The following is an 18,851-nucleotide window of genomic DNA, read 5'->3' as shown; positions in this document are numbered from 1 at the left end:
ATGTAATGACTACATCATATCGGGACATAGAAGATATTGTACAGGCAGCTTGCAAAGTGATTACGCCATTATCACCTATTTCTATCTTTGCGGCCAGAAACCCATGGGAAGCTATGGAGCATCGTACTTTTGATGAAGTTGTGCAATGGTTCAAGCATGTGCGTGATATAGATTTATATCCTAGTCGTTCGGCAGTCATGGCAGCTGCGGAAAAAGGTGAAATTGATGTGTCTATTGTTCAACAGGCGTTGAAACAAGATTTAAATGATTACGCTACGACGATTCCGCAAACACATATTGATAGTTATTGTAATAATGCACTTCAAATTATGCCCATACCAGAGGATTTAATCACTAAGGAAGGCTACTTTATGTTAGAGGTAGCAAAACTAAAAGTGGTATTTGAAGATGAAGCATTTAAATATGCGCGCTCGAAAAGTGCAAATGCCTATAATGCTAAAGGTGAGTCACTAATGGATGAATTAAATACGCATATTATTAAATGGACAAAGCTGTATATAGATCAGTTTCAATCGAGCTGGACGATGCCTAAAAGAGAGCATGGTTTCTATGCAGCATGGTTACATCTTGCGCAACATGATCCAATGTTAAGTAAGACGCAAAGAAAAATGATTAAGACTTTACCAGAAAATTATAAAGAAGCCTTGAATATTTCTTTAAATCATTTAGATATTGCAGAAGATGAAAAAGAAAGCTATTTAACAGGGCACTTGTTATCGCTGCCTGGATGGGCTGGAATGTTGTATTATCGAGCGCAACAAAATGACAATGATAAAGATATACTAACGCAATACTTAGCTATTCGTTTAACGATGGAATGTATTTTATTAGATACTGAAAAAATGAGCCGTCCGGCAGTCTTAAATGTTGAAAGAAGAGTGAAAGAATTAGTTAGTAAATGGCTTTATTATGGCAATATGACGATTGATACATGGCTCTCATTATCAATTGATGACCAAATTGAACATCTGCGCTTTGCTAAGCGCTTTAATCCATTATATTTTAAAAAAATATGGTTAGAAGCTTGGGAAGAAACACATAAACGGGAATTGGTCGAGGCATTATCTGAAGCAAAACCACCTGTAAATAAAGATACGCTAGTTCAATTAGCTTTTTGCATTGACGTGCGTTCTGAGCCATTCAGACGGCATATTGAGCATGCGGGACCATTTAAAACAATAGGCATCGCGGGTTTCTTTGGGTTGCCAATAAGAAAAGAAGCGTTAGACGAACAATTTGCGCATAATTCATTGCCAGTTATGGTGCCACCAGCATATGCAATTAGAGAATACGCAAATCGTGAAGCGTTAGATATCTATAATCAGCAACAACATTCAGTAACTTCATTGTTTTACACATTTAAATTAATGAAACACAATGTCTTACCGAGTTTACTTTTACCTGAGCTCAGTGGACCATTTCTTAGTTTGAATACTGTAGCAAGTACGTTATTTCCTAAAACAACAGCCTATCTTGTAAAGCTATGGCAGCACAAATGGTTGAAAAAACCGGAGACACATTTAACGATTGATAGAGAAGCACAAATTTATTCCCAGTTACCCGTAGGATTTACAAAAGCAGAACAAATTGCTTTTACAAAAAATGCATTACAGTTGATGGACTTAACAACTGACTTTGCACCATTAGTTGTCTTAGGGGGACATGCAAGTCGTTCTAATAATAATCCATATCATGCATCTTTAGAGTGTGGTGCTTGTGGTGGTGCGGCGAGTGGATTTAATGCGAAACTACTCGCAATGATGTGTAATCTTTCAGATGTACGCCTGGGATTAGAAGCGGAAGGTATTTCAATCCCAGAAGATACTGTGTTTGTTGCGGCAGAACATCAAACGTCAATTGATACACTTGAATGGCTGTATGTCCCTCAACTTACTGAAGCGGCACAGAAAGCATTTAATACGCTAAATCAAGCTATGCCAGAGATTAGCTACCATGCCAATTTAGAACGTTTGTCACAATTACCTAGTGTTAATCCTAAAGACAATGAACGTCATCCGCGGAGAGAGGCGCAACGTTATGCTTCTGACTGGAGTGAAATACGTCCAGAGTGGGGCTTGGCACGCAATGCATCGTTTATTATCGGACAGCGTGAGTTAACGGCTCAATGTAATTTAGAAGGACGTGCATTTCTACATAACTATGATTGGCGTAAAGACGAAGATGGACAATTACTAGATACCATTATTTCAGGTCCAGCACTTGTAGCACAATGGATTAATTTACAATATTATGCATCGACCGTTGCACCACATTTTTATGGTAGTGGTAATAAAACGACACAATCTGTAACATCTGGCGTAGGTGTTATGCAAGGGAATTCTAGTGATTTGCTTTCAGGCTTACCTTGGCAATCTGTGATGGCTGGAGACAATGAAACCTATCATGCACCTATTCGTATTTTAATTATGATTCAGGCACCTGATAAATATATAGAAAGACTTTTAACTACAAATAAACATTTTGCTCAAAAGGTGGCGCATCAATGGCTAAGATTAGCTAGCATAGATGAAAACGGAGATATTAAAGATTGGTAATACTAAGGTACAACCCACTGTTTCGAAATAATATGTCAGGGTTGTACCTTTTATATCTTCGGAATTAGGCTAAAAAATGTTAAACTTAATATAATCTAATATTAGGAGAATATGATAGAAATGACTAAGACTAAAGGTAGCTATGAAGCGGATATTAGCACAGCTATTACGCAATGGGAAAAAGATTTTTTAGGTCGAGGCTCACTATCGGTTAAAACTGACATTTTAAGAGATATGGTCATTGTCAATTTACAAGGTGTGCTGACTCCAGCAGAGTATAGGGTATGTGAAACAAACGAAGGACGCCTTAACATAAAGAGAACGCGATCCGAGTTAGTTGAATCTGGGCAAGATGATTTAATGAATATTATTGATCACATTACGGGTGTTTCTGTTAAAAGTTTTCACTCAGATTTAAGTACAAAAACAGGAGAAAGAGTAATTATATTTAAATTAACAGAGAATTTGGAGAAACGATTATAATTTGAGGTGTCTCACTGTTACTTCAGGCACTTGCTGTACGACAGTGTAATTTTCAATATTTAACATTGTGTGGATAGTACGTCATACTTGATGCGAGATTGGGTTAGTCACGAACAATGTTATTTGAAGTATAGCACAGTGCACGCAATTTTAATCATAGAGAAAGAGGATTTATAAAATATATGATAAATAAACAATTTTATACGTCTAAATGGCTCATACCTATCTTTGTGATAAGCGTACTTATTTTTACATTATTAACTGTAGGTGTAATGCATCGCACATCATTTATACAACATATTGATGCGGCATCATTGCAGCTAATGACTGATTATTTTGGCACGCCAGAGCGCGGTTTTGAAGGTTCATGGTTCAACACTATTATGACGTTCTGTGCAACAATTGGTGAAGTATCAAGTGTGATGTTATTGATGGTTCTATTATCGGTAGTGATTGCTGTCAAATCTAAACGTACAGCATTATGGTCACTGATTGCTGTTTTTACAGGTAGTTGGATGAACTTCTTAATTAAACAAGTTGTTGCACGATCACGACCATACAATCATCTGCCTCAAGACCATGGCTTCTCATATCCAAGTGGTCACTCAAATGCAAGTACATTGATATGTATTGTTATTATAATTATGACGGTATCCTATGTAACGCGCTTATATGCGAAATGGACGATAATATCACTGGCATTATTATTCTGGATAGGTATTTTAAGTTGTCGCTTATATTTTCATGCGCATTATGTGGGAGATGTACTAGGCGGTGTAGCACTTGCAGTCATTTGGATGATGCTTTTCTTAGCTATGTATCCACTGTTTTACATAAGAAATAAACAATAACGTCGTAAAGAACGATGGGTTATCAATGGAGGATAGAAGTATGAAATTAACTTCGCCAAGACCGATATATTTAGAAGGACATCGTGAAGAAGCTATCTTATTATTACATTCATTTACCGGCACGATTAGAGATGTGAAACCATTAGCGCAAGCATTGCATAAACAAGGTTTTACTTGTTACGCACCAAATTATCGAGGGCATGGATTACCGCTTACTGAATTAATAGCGTTTGATATTAATGATTGGTGGCATGATGCACAAAATGGATACAAGTTTTTACAACAACAAGGCTACAAACAAATATATGTTACAGGCGTTTCTTTAGGTGGATTATTGACACTTAAGATAGCTGAAACGTATCCTGTGGCTAAGATTGCTGTTATGTCAGCTCCCCATCAAAAAGCAGAAACAGGTATTGCGTGGCGTATGGAACATTATGGACAGCGTATGAATGAATTACAACACCTGTCTGATAGTGAAGCACAAAAGCAATTAAACACAATTAAACAATATCATTCACAATTGACCGCATTTAGACTTTTTATAACAGATATCATGCATGATTTAGCACATATCAATGCAGATGCAATGGTTCTATATGGTGAACAAGATGACGCTTCTTATCAAGAAAGCGCACAATATATTGCTGAGCATATGACACAAACAAATAAGTCATTAACTGCATACCGGTTAAGTAAACACTTAATGACTTATGGTGAAGGGAGTGAAGATGTAATCAACGATATAGTGACATTTTTTCAATCTTGAGATAAAAAATACAAAGGAGATAGAATAAAATGAAACGTACATTTTTATTAATTTATACGACGACTTCAGGACAAACATTTAAAGAATTTAAAAGTTTTGATCATGGGAAAGATAAAGAAACGTGTCATCAACGTTTGATAGATGAATTTGACGAACTTGCATATTTATACTTAAACACAGGTAACAGTGTACATTATATTAATGTGGATCATATAGAAAGCTTAGAGATAACGGAAGTTACAGATGGACAGACTATTGCATATGGTTTCGAAGATTATGAATAACTTACCAGTAGTGCAGGCTTTGTGAATACGACAAAGTCACTGCACTATTTTTTTATTTTTATATGTATATTGCACGTATTGACTACACATGTTACAGTAGTACTTAAGCACATAAACGCTTTAACGTACTAAAGGAGTTGTTATGATGAGTAAGGAGTCACAATGGAAAACCTCAACTGGTTTTATTTTAGCCAGTGCTGGATCAGCTATTGGACTAGGTGCAATGTGGAAATTTCCTTATATGGCAGGAATATATGGTGGTGGCGCGTTTTTATCATTATTTTTACTGTTCACTATATTTGTGGGATTACCTCTGCTTATTATGGAATTTACTGTTGGTAAAATGGGACGTACTTATACGACCCAAATATACAGTAAATTGACAGGGAAAAAATGGTTGAATTTGATTGGTTGGAACGGAAATTTAGCAGTGTTTGTGCTATTTGGCTTCTATAGTGTTATTGGAGGCTGGATTATTATATATATAGGACATGTTATATTACAAATGCTGTCACTTGAACATAACTCCTTAACTCAGATTAGCTTTGAGGGCATGATAAGTAACCCTTGGATTACTGTAGTTGGACAAGGCATCTTTATCGCATTAACAATGGTCATCGTGATGTTAGGCGTTGAAGGTGGTCTGGAAAAAGCTTCTAAAATCATGATGCCATTATTATTTATATTTCTACTAATTATTGTAATAAAATCATTAACTTTAGACGGTGCGTTAGAGGGTGTGCAGTATATTTTGCAACCTCGCATACAAGATATTTCTATGCAAGGTGTACTCTTTGCGCTAGGCCAATCCTTTTTCACATTGTCTTTGGGAACGACGGGCATGATTACCTATGCAAGTTACGCACCTAAAGCTATGACCATTAAATCATCGGCACTTTCTATCGTTGTTATGAACATCATGATTTCAGTCATGGCTGGTTTAGCAATCTTTCCAGCATTGCATACGTTTGGTTACCATCCTCAAGAAGGACCAGGACTATTATTTAAGGTGTTGCCACTTGTATTTAGTAAAATGCATTTTGGAATTGCGTTTTACTTTATATTCCTCATTCTGTTTTTATTTGCAGCACTTACGTCATCTATATCGTTACTAGAACTAAATGTGTCTAATTTTACTAAAAATGATAACTCGAAACGTAAAGTTGTAGCGATGATTGCTAGTGCATTAGTGTTTATCATCAGTATTCCTGCAACATTATCCTTTAGTACGTTAAACAATTTTAAATTTTTAGCTGGTACAATTTTTGATAATATGGACTTTTTAGTGTCTAATATACTAATGCCTTTAGGCGCGTTAGGTACAACACTTGTTGTTGGTCAACTATTAGATAAAAAATTATTAAAAGAAAATTTTGGTAAAGATAAATTTAAACTTTTTATACCATGGTATTATCTTATTAAATACGTGATGCCACTTGTTATTATACTCGTGTTTTTAGTGCAGTTATTTTAAAGACGAACAATGATACGCGAACAGCATATGCTTTATAAATTATATAAATCTAGATTTAAAATAAGAGCGCTTAGCCAAGTTATGGGTAAGTGCTCTTATTTACTTATTAATTATCTTTAAAATGAACACCATCGTGCTGTAATTGTACTTTAAGTTTATCGGGCAAACTTGACTGATTAATCGTTACATTTTTGAATGTACAATGATTGAACGTTACATTATCAAGTTGGCATAAATCTAGTGTTATGTTTTCAAAGTACACCTTGTCATATATGACATTTTGTAGTGCCACATCGTGTAGGTAATGATGATTGAAATTACAATACTGAAATTCTATATTATTAAAGTGACTGCGCTCAAACGTTGTGGTAGTAAATTCAACATATTTAAATAACGTATTATAAAAATGAACATCATCAAAAATACTTTGAGTGAAATCACAATAGATGAATTTACTATTACTTATAGCTTTTATATTTTTAAAAATACCTTCTGAAAAATCACATTTTTTAAAGCGACTTTTATTTACTTCTAGCGCATCAAACATGCAATTCCTAAATGTTGTTGTGCTGTACTTTAATTTTTTAAATTGCTCATTTGTAAAAACAGAAAGCGATAAGTTCTGTTTCGATGGCATATGTCATCATCTCCCGATATGTTTTGTAAGTGTGGTTTGTCAATTTTTTTAATTTGTCCTTTTACATATTTATCCTAACATGCAAAGACAATTCAAGAACAGTCATATTGTGAGCCAGGCATTGTGCTACATGCAATAAACATAGAGATTGCAAAAAAAGAAGTTATAGCGTAAAATCCTTAGTTATTAAGTAAGATTTAATTTTTCAAGAAAGAAGGTTCAATGAGTTGACGATGCACGGTGGCTATAGACACTACGTACGCAGTGTTTGTCATACTCACAATTAATATGATCGCTTATGATTTAATAGGACATACGCCACTTGTTTTACTCGAAAGTTATAGTGATAACAATGTCCAGATATATGCAAAGCTAGAACAATTTAATCCGGGTGGTAGTGTGAAGGACCGTTTAGGCAAGTATTTGATTGAGACGGCTTTGCATGAAGGACGTCTAAATCTTGGGGATACGATTGTTGAAGCTACTGCTGGTAATACAGGCATTGGGTTAGCCATCGCTGCTAACAGGTTTAATATAAATTGTAAAATATTTGCACCAGATGGTTTTTCAGAAGAAAAAATTGCTATTATGCGCGCGCTAGGTGCTGATATTTCACGTACACCTAAAGCTGAAGGCATGCTTGGTGCACAATATCAAGCGCGGCAATATGCTGCAGCTACAGGGGCAGTATATATGAACCAATTTGAATCGCAAGACAACCCTGCTGCATATAAAAATACCTTGGGTCAAGAAATTACTCATTCATTACCACAAATTGATTATTTTGTGGCTGGCATAGGTTCAGGAGGGACATTTACTGGTGTGGCTTCGCATCTTAAACCTTTTAATGTGAAAAATATTTTAGTAGAGCCAGAAGGTTCAATACTTAATGGAGGGGAGAGCCACCCACATGATATTGAAGGGATAGGCTCTGAAAAGTGGCCTGTATTTCTCAAACGGAACCTCGTTGATGACATTATTACGGTAAGTGATGTTGATGGTTTTAACAATGTCAGACAATTAGCACAACGTGAAGGCTTACTTGTGGGAAGTTCTTCAGGAGCAGCGCTACAGGGTGCTTTGGAAATAAAACAACAACTCGATAAAGGTGTTATTGTAACTATTTTTCCCGACGGTAGTGATCGCTATATGTCAAAACAAATTTTCAATTATAAAGGAGTATGATTAAAGATGAATAAAAAAACGCAAATGGTTCATGGTGGACATACTACAGACACTTATACAGGTGCAGTAACGACCCCTATTTATCAAACAAGTACTTATTTACAAGATGATATTGGTGATTTAAGACAAGGCTATGAATATTCACGAACAGCAAATCCTACACGTGGGGCTATTGAAAGTGTTATTGCTGATTTAGAACATGGTAAGCATGGATTTGCCTTTGGTTCGGGCATGGCAGCGGTGAGTGCCGTTATGATGTTACTAGATAAAGGAGACCACATTATTTTAAATTCTGATGTTTATGGTGGTACATATCGTGCTTTAACTAAAGTTTTTACACGTTATGGTATTGAAGTTGATTTTGTTGATACATCATATATTGAGAATGTAGAACAATTTATTAAACCACAAACAAGAATGTTATATATTGAAACACCATCCAATCCATTATTACGTGTTACAGATATTAAAAAAACAGCCGAAATTGCTAAACAGCATCAGTTAATTTCAGTTGTCGATAATACATTTATGACGCCGTATTATCAAAATCCGCTTGATTTTGGTATTGATATTGTACTTCATTCAGCAACGAAATATATTGGTGGTCACAGTGACGTAGTTGCAGGTTTAGTTGTCACAGCAAACGACGAGCTAGGAGAACGAATTGGCTTTATTTCCAATTCAACAGGAGGTGTTCTTGGACCTCAAGATAGTTATCTATTAGTAAGAGGAGTTAAGACACTTGGATTACGTATGGAACAAATTAATCGTAATGTGACAAGCATCATAGAGATGTTACAACAGCATCCAGCTGTTCAACAAGTGTTTCACCCAAGTATCAAGACACACTTAAATCATGATGTACATCTTGCTCAAGCAAGTGGACACACAGGAGTTGTTGCCTTTGAAGTGAAAGATACGGAGCTTGCCAAACGCGTCATACGTGAGGCACAGTATTTTACTTTAGCAGAAAGTTTAGGAGCAGTAGAAAGTTTGATATCTGTTCCAGCGCTGATGACCCATGCATCAATTCCCGCAGACATTCGCGCTAAAGAAGGTATTACAGATGGCTTAATTCGCTTATCGATAGGTATTGAAGATACAGAAGATTTAGTGAATGATCTTATACAAGCGTTAGATACAATAAAATAAAGTTTAATTATAAAAAAACCAAGCAGCTATATTTAGAGTTGCTTGGTTTTTTTAATCAATATTCATAAAGTGCTATAAAATTTTTAAGTGTAATTTGACATAAATATCATATAAGGATACATTTGTAATATATTAATTGATAATAATTTTCAATTATATTAGATAATATTCATTTTTATATTAAATATGCAAGAATGAAATAAGAAAGGAGAAGAGATGACGCTATTTTCGGTCGTCAAGCAACTTTTAAAATGAACATGAGTAGCTTAGTCTCGAAATTTATATGAAAAACCAACATTTAGACAAATTAAAAACACTCATGGGAAAGTATAAATATTTGTTTTATTTAGCGATTTTATTGTCTGTTGTTTCGAGTGTTATAAGTTTAGGCGCGTATTTGAATGTTTATTATGTTATTGAAAGTATGTTGTCAGCGAAAGGTAATTTAAATAAATCAGTCATTGAGAAGATGACATATTTTGGATGGCAATCTGTTATTTATGTATCAGTCGCATTTATGTTTTATGGTTTAGCTTTACTACTATCTCATATAGTGGCATTTAACACTGTAGCTAAATATCGAATAACACTTATCGATTATATGAACGAATTGCCGTTAGGATATTTTCAGAAAAGACAAAGTGGTAAATTACGTAAGCTTATTGAAAAGAATACTGAAGAAGTTGAACATTATATAGCACATCAGTTGCCTGATATGGCACAGGCATTAACGACACCAATCGCTTTTTTAGTATTGATTTTTATATTTGATTGGAAGCTATCTCTTATTTGTTTAATTCCAGTTATTTTAGGTTTTCTTCTTTTGAAATTTATGATGGGAGAAGATAGCAAAGCGTTTTTAGAAAAATATCAAGAAGCATCAGCAAATATGGGTAATGATGTTGTTGAATACGTTCGTGGTATATCAGTAGTAAAAATATTTGGGCAAACTGCTTTTTCATTTAAATCATTTAATCATGCTATCGAAAATTATAGGGATTTTACCGTAAGTTATGCATTATCAATGAAGAAAGCGATGAGCGGTTATATCGTTTGTGTTTATGGTATTTTTTCTTTTCTTATACCGGCAACCATTATCTTCTTTAATCATTCAGAGCAGCTAAAATCCCTACTCTTAAGTTATATTTTCTTTGTAATTTTTACACCACTAGTAGCATTTATGTTGATGAGAATTATGGAAAGTTCATATAAAGCTATGATTATTTTTCATGCAATGGATCATCTTGACAAAAAAATATATAAAGCAAAAGCATTATCAATGCCAACGATTTCTATAAAACCTACGCGTTTTGATATTACTTTTAATAAGGTCAGTTTTACATATGAAGACATGAAACAAAAAGCAATTAATAAATTATCATTTACATGTCATCCTAATAGTGTCACTGCAATTGTAGGTCCTTCTGGAAGTGGAAAGTCAACAATATTTAATTTGATTACTCGATTTTATGATGTGGATGAAGGTTCTGTATTAGTAGGCGGTGTCGATGTAAAGAAAATGTCATATGAAGATTTAATGTCTAATATTAGTTTTGTGTTTCAAGAGACGAAACTATTTAAACTTAGTTTGTTAGAAAATATTCGTTTTTATAAACCAGATGCTACAAAGGCAGAGGTTGAGCGCGTGGTTGATCAAGCGCAATGTCGTGAAATTATTAATAAAATGCCTAACGGTTTAGATACCGTGTTTGGTACATCAGGTAGCTATTTATCAGGAGGAGAAATTCAGAGAATAACAATAGCTAGGGCAATGTTGAAAGATGCCCCTATCGTTCTATTAGATGAAGCAACAGCCTTTAGTGATGCTGAGAATGAGTATAAAATCCAACAAGCACTTAATTCAATGATGAAAAATAAGAACGTTATCATGATAGCGCATCGATTGTCTACAGTGACGCATGCGGATCAAATTTTAGTCATTGACGAAGGAGAATTAGTTGAACAAGGACAACATCGTTCATTAATGAAAGAAAATGGTGTTTATGCACGAATGTATAATAATTATCAGCAAAGTGTTAATTGGAGAATAGGGGTGGAAAGATGAACATACAAACATTATTTTCTTTATCTAAACAAGGGAAACGTGATTTATATAAAACAACATTATTTACCTCAATTCATCAATTATCAGTTATTTTACCTGTGATATTACTTATTATGCTAACAGATGAAATGATAAGCCATATAAAAATAGGAGAACCTCACACAATTAATCTTTGGAAATATATTATATTAAGCTTAACTTTACTTACTTTAATATATATGATTTATCTAAAGACCTATCAGCAAATGTATGTTAATTCGGGCAAAGAAACTGCTATCATGCGCATAAGATTGGCTGAGAAATTCAGGAAACTCCCTTTATCTTATTTAAGTAGTAGAGATTTAAGTGATTTTACAAGTACGTTAATGGATGATGTTTCCGTAATTGAAAAGCAACTAACGAGCGACTTTGCTAATTTAATTGCTGGTATAGTATCAAGCATGGTGACATTAATTGTGCTCAGTTTTTACAATTGGCAAATGTCAGCCATACTATTTTTGATTATGCCAATTGCTTTATTTTTTATTGCGATATCTAAATTTGCAACTGCTGCTACAAATAAAAAGAATAGACAATTGAAACTTAATATTTCAGAAGCACTACAAGAATACTTAGAAAATATAAAAGTGATAAAATCTTCTAATCAAAAAGAGAAATATATTCAACAATTGAAACAAACAATCAGGGCTATAGTACCATGGTCTATACTTTATGAAATATTAGTAGGGCTCTTTATATCTATTTCTTATAATATCATTCGCATGGGTTTGGGAATTATGGTACTAGTAGGAACGGTATTACTTGTAAATCAACAATTAAGTATACTGGGATTTATTTTATTTGTGTTTATTGCAGTGCGTATATATGATCCTTTAACAAATTCGTTATATAAAATAGGAGAATTTATTTATTCTTTAGTAAGTGCTAAACGTATTAAAGATATATTTGATATAAAAGAACAGGGCGGTTCAAAAGATATTCAACTTTCACAATTTGATATCCACTTTAATCACGTATCTTTTGGATACAATAAGAACCAGGTTATTCATGATGTCACATTTACAGCACATCAGGGAGAGATTACGGCTTTAGTAGGGCCTTCTGGATGTGGAAAAAGTACACTTTCGAAATTAGCATGTCGATTTTGGGACTTAAAAACAGGTGATATTACAATTGATGGTCATAACATTAATGACATCCATCCCGAACACTTACTGTCGTATTATTCATTTGTATTTCAAGATGTCACACTTTTCAATGATACGGTATTTAATAATATTAAAGTTGGTAACTATCAGGCTACAGATGAAGAGATTTATGCGGCAGCAAAAATGGCGAATTGCCAACAGTTTATAGATAAATTACCAGAAGGGTATCAAACTATAATTGGTGAAAACGGTCAGACTTTATCTGGAGGCGAACGACAAAGAATTTCTATTGCTCGAGCATTTTTAAAGCAAGCGCCAATTATTTTATTGGATGAAGCAACATCATCTTTAGATCCAGAAAACGAAACGCTTATTCAAGAAGCAATCAGTAAACTGATTCAAGATAAAACGGTCATTGTTATTGCACATCGCTTAAAAACAATTGAACATTGTGATCAAATAATTGTGTTGAAAGATGGAAAAATTGTGGAAAAAGGAAAGCATCAAGAATTAATGTCTAATCAGGATTTATATCAACACCTGGTTACATTACAGCGGAAAAGTAGTGATTGGAAAGTGAATGGTGTTTAAGCTTTTAAATAACGTTTCAATTGGAATCGTAAGATTTTAATTGGAGCGTTATTTTATGGTTTTGGTGTGCTTGCTAAATTGAAATTACAAATTTAAAAGTCGGAATATTAAATATTTTCAGCAAATTGTATTGACGGGCTACATATAATTCAATATAATGCATAATAATCATATTAAGTTAATCGGAATAAAGGGTGGATACTATTGATTGAATTTAAAAAAGTAAATAAAAGATTCAACAAAAAAGGTGAAACGATACAGGCTCTGAAAGATGTATCTTTTAAAATAGAAAAGCATGATATCTTTGGTGTGATAGGTTATAGCGGTGCAGGAAAGAGTACGCTTGTCCGCTTAGTGAATCAACTAGAACAAGTATCAGACGGTGAAGTAATCGTAGATGGTAAAGATATTAATACATATTCTGAAAAAGACTTAAGAAATGTTAAGAAAGATATCGGTATGATTTTTCAACATTTTAATTTATTGAATTCAGCGACTGTATTTAAAAATGTCGCGATGCCACTTATTTTAAGCCATAAACATAAAGATGAGATTAAAGCAAAAGTTGAAGAAATGCTAGAATTTGTGGGTTTAGCTGATAAAATGCATCAATTTCCGGATGAACTTTCAGGTGGGCAGAAGCAACGTGTTGCAATTGCGCGTGCACTTGTTACCAACCCTAAAATATTATTATGCGATGAGGCTACCAGTGCGTTAGACCCTGCTACAACAAGTTCTATTCTTAAATTATTGAGCAATGTTAACCAAACATTTGGTGTCACAATTATGTTGATTACTCATGAGATGAGTGTTATCCAAAAAATATGTAACCGTGTAGCTGTGATGGAACAAGGAGAAGTGATTGAACTGGGTACGGTTAAAGAAGTTTTCAGTCACCCACAAACAGAGACAACTAAAAACTTTGTGTCAACAGTGATTAATACAGAACCTTCAACACAATTACAAGCTTTATTTAAATTGGTAAATGACACCTCGCATGTTGTATATAGTTTGTTTTTAGATGCGCAACAAGTGACTTCTCCACTAATCAATACGCTAATACGCAATTATGGTGTAGATGTCAATATAATATATTCTTCAATGTCTGCCATACAAGAGAACACAGTTTGTTATTTATGGCTTGATATACAACTTAACGATGTTGATCGAACGCGTATAGAAAATTATTTTAGTCAACAGCATATCGAATATGAGGAGGTCGTTTAACAATGTTTGGGTCCAGTATAGATAGCTCACAACTATTACAAGCCTTATATGAAACACTTTATATGGTGACGATATCATTGATTATTGGTGCGCTTATCGGCATTCCTTTAGGTGTATTATTGGTTATTACTAGACGTCATGGCATATGGCCAAATACGGTAATTCATCAACTTTTAAATCCTATGATTAATATTTTAAGATCAATTCCATTCATTATTTTATTAATTGCGATTGTGCCGTTTACCAAACTATTGGTTGGCACCTCTATTGGTACTACAGCTGCCATAGTACCTTTAACCGTCTATGTTGCACCTTATATTGCGCGTTTAGTAGAGAATTCGCTATTGGAAGTCGATGATGGCATTATCGAAGCGGCCAAAGCTATGGGGGCTTCACCGTTACAAATTATTCGTTACTTTTTAATACCTGAAGCATTAGGCTCATTAGTTTTAGCGATAACAACTGCAATCATAGGATTAATTGGTAGCACTGCAATGGCAGGTGCTGTAGGTGGCGGTGGAATTGGCGATTTAGCCTTAGTATATGGCTATCAACGTTTTGACACTCTAGTCATTATTATCACAGTCATTGTTTTAGTCATTTTAGTTCAATTTATTCAAACGTTAGGTAATTTTATTTCTCGACGTTTACGTCGAAATTAACTTTATTTTGTAAAATTAGGGGGAAGTATGTATGAAAAGATTATTTACTTTAGTACTTGCATTTATTTTTGTACTTGCAGCTTGTGGTGGTGGCAATAATAAAAAAGTAACGATAGGTGTTGCTTCAAATGATACGGCTGCATGGGAAAAGGTAAAAGAATTAGCTAAAAAGGATCATATTGATATCGAAATCAAACATTTTTCAGATTATAATGTGCCCAATAAAGCATTAAGTGACGGCGATATTGATATGAATGCGTTCCAACACTTTGCATTTTTAAATGCTTATAAAAAAGCACATAAAGATGCTAAAATCTCAGCTATAAGTACGACTGTGTTGGCGCCGTTAGGTATCTATTCAAAAAAAGTAAAAAACATTAAAAATGTCAAAGATGGTGCACAAGTCATTATTCCAAATGATGTATCAAACCAAGCACGTGCATTAAAATTACTTGAGGCTGCTGGACTGATTAAATTAAAAGACAATTTTGGTTTAAGTGGTTCAATTAAAGATATTAAAGATAATCCTAAGCATTTAAATATTAAAGCTGTAGATGCGCAACAAACGGCACGAGCATTAGACGATGTTGATTTATCAGTCATCAATAATGGTGTAGCTACTAAATCAGGTTTGGATGCTAAAAAAGATCCAATATACTTAGAAAAATCTGAGTCAGATGCTGTTAAACCTTATATAAACTTAGTAGCAGTTAATGATAAGGATAAAGATAATAAAACGTATCAAAAAATTGTGAAATTATATCACTCAAAAGAAGCACAAGAGGCATTGAAAAAAGACATTAAAGACGGAGAAAAATCCATTAATCTATCTCAAAAAGAAATCGAAGAGATTGAAAATAGCTTAAAATAACTTAAAATAACATAGTTAAAATGCATCTAATTAAGAAAAAGATAATTTCTATTGAAGTCAAATAGAGATTGTCTTTTTCGTTATTTTTCAACCTAACATTCTAGTGAAAATCAGAAATAGCACACAAACTCAAAGCCGGAGAATATAGATTGAGTGAAGATATATAGGATCACTTTTAACATCATTGCAGGTCGGTATGTAGCATTATGATAATATTAGAAGCAATTATTAGGTATAGATTCGACAATATCATTAACATCATTAGAAATTAAAAAAGAAGTCTCAATTGATAGCCCATTTCACCAAGCAAAGCAAGTTGGATTGGGGCCCCAACACAGAGGCTTTCGAAGCGAAAGGCAACGGACAACGCAAGTTGGGGTGAGGCCCAAGTACAGAAAAACTGGCTAAATCAGTTTTTTCTAGCAATGATATCGTGGCATCATTTTGTTTGTAGATTGCCATATAACCGACAAAAACATTGTTAAAAAAATAAATAAAAAAATAATATTTTAATAGCGCAAAGTAATGTATCATAACTTCACAATACTGTAATGTAATTGAAATGGTATTCTGCTGTTTTTTGTATTACCTTTAATATGTGGATTTATAAAAGACAGAACGAAAAGCCGAGACAATACATGAATGTGTATAGTATATGAAGTAAACTATGTCTCGACTTAATGCAATCATTTTCATCTATTTAGTCGAGAGATGCCATTACTGCTATTTAATGTAATGAGACATAGTGAGTAGTATGTTTATGAATAATACAAAGACACATTAAAATGATATTGGAGGTTTTTTTAGTGAAAAAGAAATATATGGCAGCAATTATTGGGACAAGTGCTTTAAGTACCGTATTCGCACATCAGGCAGAAGCAGCTACAACACATACAGTTAAAGCTGGAGAATCTGTTTGGTCAATTTCTCATAAATATGGTATGTCTATTGCACGATTAAAATCACTTAATGGATTAAAATCCAATTTAATTTTCCCTAATCAGGTGTTAAAAGTAAGTGGATCTAGCAAAAGTACAGCAAACCGTACTGCAAACACAAGTAGTAGTACATATACAGTGCAACCAGGAGATTCGTTATCTCTCATTGCATCGAAATATAACACAACATATCAAAAAATTATGCAATTAAATGGTTTAAATAATTTCTTTATTTATCCAGGTCAAAAATTAAAAGTGACTGGTACAGCTGCAAAGAACAATACAAAACCATCACAATCATCAAAATCTAGTATTTATACAGTGCAACCAGGAGATTCATTATCTTTAATTGCATCAAAATATAACACAACTTACCAAAAAATCATGCAATTAAATGGTTTAAATAATTTCTTTATTTACCCAGGTCAAAAATTAAAAGTGACTGGCACAGCTTCAGGTTCTTCAACAAGAACTTCAAATTCTAATAGCTATAGAACACCAATTTTTAGCCACAGTAACTTATATACATGGGGTCAATGTACATGGCATGTATTTAATCGTCGTGCAGCTATTGGTAAAGGTATCAGCACATATTGGTGGAATGCTAATAATTGGGATAACGCAGCTGCAGCGGATGGATACACAATTAACTATACGCCAACAGTAGGCTCAATTGCACAAACAGATATAGGATATTATGGTCATGTTGCGTTTGTAGAACGTGTTAACAGTGATGGTAGTATCTTAGTTTCAGAAATGAACTACAGTGCATCACCAGGAATTATGACATATCGCACAATACCTTCTTATCAAGTATCTTCATATAGATATATTCATTAATGAATGATGCTGTATCAATAAGATGAGAGATTAAAATATACTAAAATCTTGGCAACCTTACTTAAGGCTTGCAAAAAATAGAACCGTAATTTGTTAAATACAGCAAATTGCGGTTCTAATTGTTTATTTGTGAGTTGTAGATATAAAATAAGAAGAATGTCTGCAATAATGTTATTGACTAACACTATAAAATAACAATACGAAATTAGAAATCTTCTTTAATTTTACGATAACTTGTAGCTAAGCGTGTGACATTGATTATAAATAGAAATAGTGCAGCAAGTTTACGGATCTTTTTAGGAGATTTTAAAGATACATAGAAATCTAATAAAGTACCAGCAGTGCTTAAACCTAATGATAAATAAACTAAATTCTTTTCTTTTGCGTCATGCTTAATCCCATTGTATCCATCTACTAAAAAGCCGGCTAAACTAATTAAATTGGATACATGTGTTAATTTTGATTTTTTTGCCATGAAACATACCCTCCGATGAATATGATATGGTTATATTATAAACGAAATTGTAATAACGAAACATTTATTATGTTTGAAAGCACATAGTTACATGTAATAATCAAATTAATCCCAAAGGAATGGTCAAAGTGATTCGTTGTGTATGCTTAGTAGAAGAAACAGAAGATAAAATCTTGCTCGTACAGGTCAGACATAGAGAAAAATATTATTTTCCAGGTGGGAAAATAGAAGCTCATGAATCGATGTTAGATGCTATCCAGAGAGAAGTGAATGAAGAATTAAAGCTTGATATTCCTCAAACTCAATTTGAATATATTGGGACAGTGGTAGGGCAAGCATATCCGCAAAAAAATATGCAGACGGAGCTCAATGGTTATCGTGTGACGACAGATATAGATTGGGAACAAATTCAAATCGATAACGAAATTACAGATATTAAATGGGTTGATAAAACAGATACACATTTAATAGCGCCAGCAGTCCAAACATGGATTGCGCAAATATCTTCAAAATGATTCTTTCAAAATGTGTTGAACAAGGTTATAGAATTAAGGAAATAGGAAACGAGACAGCATTCATTATGAATCTGTAGTCTCGCTCCCGCAAGGTTGACAGGATTGAAA

General features: G+C 33.7%; 17 protein-coding genes. 15 read left to right on the top strand and 2 right to left on the bottom strand.

What is annotated here, in order from left to right:
• The first annotated feature begins 5 nt into the window (after positions 1-5).
• From HMPREF3267_RS04755 to HMPREF3267_RS04730, 6 genes are all read left to right on the top strand, one after another.
• Positions 6-2,576: a DUF2309 domain-containing protein gene (locus tag HMPREF3267_RS04755; protein ID WP_062078452.1), complete on the top strand. Its 2,571-nt coding sequence runs from the start codon at positions 6-8 to the stop codon at positions 2,574-2,576.
• 120 nt (positions 2,577-2,696) lie between these two features.
• The gene (locus tag HMPREF3267_RS04750; RefSeq protein ID WP_002479260.1) at positions 2,697-3,059 is read left to right on the top strand and encodes a Na-translocating system protein MpsC family protein; all 363 of its coding nucleotides are present in this window, start codon (positions 2,697-2,699) and stop codon (positions 3,057-3,059) included.
• A 182-nt stretch (positions 3,060-3,241) separates the two neighbouring features.
• Positions 3,242-3,910 (top strand): phosphatase PAP2 family protein, encoded by a 669-nt coding sequence (locus HMPREF3267_RS04745; protein WP_002479261.1) that lies wholly within the window; start codon positions 3,242-3,244, stop codon positions 3,908-3,910.
• A gap of 40 nt (positions 3,911-3,950) precedes the next feature.
• Positions 3,951-4,679 carry an alpha/beta hydrolase gene (locus HMPREF3267_RS04740; RefSeq protein WP_062078454.1) on the top strand — a complete coding sequence of 243 codons (729 nt, stop codon included), beginning with the start codon at positions 3,951-3,953 and terminating at the stop codon, positions 4,677-4,679.
• Positions 4,680-4,708: 29 nt separating this feature from the next.
• A complete protein-coding gene (locus tag HMPREF3267_RS04735) occupies positions 4,709-4,963 on the top strand; it encodes a hypothetical protein (protein WP_062078455.1) in 255 nt (84 codons plus the stop codon).
• A 142-nt stretch (positions 4,964-5,105) separates the two neighbouring features.
• Positions 5,106-6,437: a sodium-dependent transporter gene (locus HMPREF3267_RS04730; RefSeq protein WP_002479263.1), complete on the top strand. Its 1,332-nt coding sequence runs from the start codon at positions 5,106-5,108 to the stop codon at positions 6,435-6,437.
• 106 nt (positions 6,438-6,543) lie between these two features.
• Here HMPREF3267_RS04730 and HMPREF3267_RS04725 read toward each other — a convergent pair whose 3' ends face one another.
• Complete coding sequence (locus tag HMPREF3267_RS04725) at positions 6,544-7,074, bottom strand: pentapeptide repeat-containing protein (RefSeq protein ID WP_062078456.1); 531 nt, start codon at positions 7,072-7,074, stop codon at positions 6,544-6,546.
• 288 nt (positions 7,075-7,362) lie between these two features.
• Between HMPREF3267_RS04725 and HMPREF3267_RS04720 the strand changes: the two genes are divergently transcribed.
• From HMPREF3267_RS04720 to HMPREF3267_RS04685, 8 genes are all read left to right on the top strand, one after another.
• Positions 7,363-8,259, top strand: coding sequence for a PLP-dependent cysteine synthase family protein (locus tag HMPREF3267_RS04720; RefSeq protein WP_012991034.1), 897 nt, complete (start codon positions 7,363-7,365; stop codon positions 8,257-8,259).
• 6 nt (positions 8,260-8,265) lie between these two features.
• Entirely contained in the window at positions 8,266-9,411 is a 1,146-nt protein-coding gene (locus tag HMPREF3267_RS04715; RefSeq protein WP_062078457.1) for a bifunctional cystathionine gamma-lyase/homocysteine desulfhydrase, read from the top strand.
• 283 nt (positions 9,412-9,694) lie between these two features.
• Complete coding sequence (locus tag HMPREF3267_RS04710) at positions 9,695-11,476, top strand: ABC transporter ATP-binding protein (protein ID WP_062078458.1); 1,782 nt, start codon at positions 9,695-9,697, stop codon at positions 11,474-11,476.
• Complete coding sequence (locus HMPREF3267_RS04705; RefSeq protein ID WP_037543987.1) at positions 11,473-13,215, top strand: ABC transporter ATP-binding protein; 1,743 nt, start codon at positions 11,473-11,475, stop codon at positions 13,213-13,215. The genes HMPREF3267_RS04710 and HMPREF3267_RS04705 overlap by 4 nt, the downstream gene beginning before the upstream one ends.
• 204 nt (positions 13,216-13,419) lie before the next feature.
• Complete coding sequence (locus tag HMPREF3267_RS04700; protein ID WP_002479267.1) at positions 13,420-14,442, top strand: methionine ABC transporter ATP-binding protein; 1,023 nt, start codon at positions 13,420-13,422, stop codon at positions 14,440-14,442.
• 2 nt (positions 14,443-14,444) lie between these two features.
• Positions 14,445-15,104: a methionine ABC transporter permease gene (locus tag HMPREF3267_RS04695; protein WP_002479268.1), complete on the top strand. Its 660-nt coding sequence runs from the start codon at positions 14,445-14,447 to the stop codon at positions 15,102-15,104.
• Between the two features lie 31 nt (positions 15,105-15,135).
• On the top strand, positions 15,136-15,975 hold the full coding sequence (gene gmpC, locus HMPREF3267_RS04690; RefSeq protein WP_002492176.1) for a dipeptide ABC transporter glycylmethionine-binding lipoprotein: 840 nt from the start codon (positions 15,136-15,138) through the stop codon (positions 15,973-15,975).
• 806 nt (positions 15,976-16,781) lie between these two features.
• On the top strand, positions 16,782-17,753 hold the full coding sequence (locus tag HMPREF3267_RS04685; RefSeq protein ID WP_002479270.1) for a LysM peptidoglycan-binding domain-containing protein: 972 nt from the start codon (positions 16,782-16,784) through the stop codon (positions 17,751-17,753).
• A 205-nt stretch (positions 17,754-17,958) separates the two neighbouring features.
• On the opposite strand, the gene HMPREF3267_RS04680 is transcribed toward HMPREF3267_RS04685, so the two are convergent.
• The gene (locus tag HMPREF3267_RS04680; RefSeq protein WP_002461160.1) at positions 17,959-18,228 is read right to left on the bottom strand and encodes a hypothetical protein; all 270 of its coding nucleotides are present in this window, start codon (positions 18,226-18,228) and stop codon (positions 17,959-17,961) included.
• A 128-nt stretch (positions 18,229-18,356) separates the two neighbouring features.
• Here HMPREF3267_RS04680 and HMPREF3267_RS04675 point away from each other — a divergent pair, with 128 nt between their 5' ends.
• The gene (locus HMPREF3267_RS04675) at positions 18,357-18,743 is read left to right on the top strand and encodes an NUDIX hydrolase (RefSeq protein WP_002479271.1); all 387 of its coding nucleotides are present in this window, start codon (positions 18,357-18,359) and stop codon (positions 18,741-18,743) included.
• Positions 18,744-18,851: the final 108 nt, after the last annotated feature.

This window comes from Staphylococcus sp. HMSC62D11, from assembly GCF_001839145.1.
Taxonomy (GTDB): Bacteria; Bacillota; Bacilli; order Staphylococcales; family Staphylococcaceae; genus Staphylococcus; species Staphylococcus lugdunensis.
This window is presented reverse-complemented; position numbering and strand designations above follow the sequence as displayed.

What these genes read in the sequence shown, in the direction of transcription:
- HMPREF3267_RS04710 (WP_062078458.1), top strand. Translation starts at nt 9,695, where the DNA reads ATGAAAAACCAACATTTAGACAAATTAAAAACACTCATGGGAAAGTAT.
- gmpC (WP_002492176.1), top strand. Translation starts at nt 15,136, where the DNA reads ATGAAAAGATTATTTACTTTAGTACTTGCATTTATTTTTGTACTTGCA.
- HMPREF3267_RS04755 (WP_062078452.1), top strand. Translation starts at nt 6, where the DNA reads ATGACTACATCATATCGGGACATAGAAGATATTGTACAGGCAGCTTGC.
- HMPREF3267_RS04715 (WP_062078457.1), top strand. Translation starts at nt 8,266, where the DNA reads ATGAATAAAAAAACGCAAATGGTTCATGGTGGACATACTACAGACACT.
- HMPREF3267_RS04720 (WP_012991034.1), top strand. Translation starts at nt 7,363, where the DNA reads ATGATCGCTTATGATTTAATAGGACATACGCCACTTGTTTTACTCGAA.
- HMPREF3267_RS04750 (WP_002479260.1), top strand. Translation starts at nt 2,697, where the DNA reads ATGACTAAGACTAAAGGTAGCTATGAAGCGGATATTAGCACAGCTATT.
- HMPREF3267_RS04680 (WP_002461160.1), bottom strand. Translation starts at nt 18,228, where the DNA reads ATGGCAAAAAAATCAAAATTAACACATGTATCCAATTTAATTAGTTTA.
- HMPREF3267_RS04740 (WP_062078454.1), top strand. Translation starts at nt 3,951, where the DNA reads ATGAAATTAACTTCGCCAAGACCGATATATTTAGAAGGACATCGTGAA.
- HMPREF3267_RS04745 (WP_002479261.1), top strand. Translation starts at nt 3,242, where the DNA reads ATGATAAATAAACAATTTTATACGTCTAAATGGCTCATACCTATCTTT.
- HMPREF3267_RS04735 (WP_062078455.1), top strand. Translation starts at nt 4,709, where the DNA reads ATGAAACGTACATTTTTATTAATTTATACGACGACTTCAGGACAAACA.
- HMPREF3267_RS04730 (WP_002479263.1), top strand. Translation starts at nt 5,106, where the DNA reads ATGATGAGTAAGGAGTCACAATGGAAAACCTCAACTGGTTTTATTTTA.
- HMPREF3267_RS04695 (WP_002479268.1), top strand. Translation starts at nt 14,445, where the DNA reads ATGTTTGGGTCCAGTATAGATAGCTCACAACTATTACAAGCCTTATAT.
- HMPREF3267_RS04705 (WP_037543987.1), top strand. Translation starts at nt 11,473, where the DNA reads ATGAACATACAAACATTATTTTCTTTATCTAAACAAGGGAAACGTGAT.
- HMPREF3267_RS04725 (WP_062078456.1), bottom strand. Translation starts at nt 7,074, where the DNA reads ATGCCATCGAAACAGAACTTATCGCTTTCTGTTTTTACAAATGAGCAA.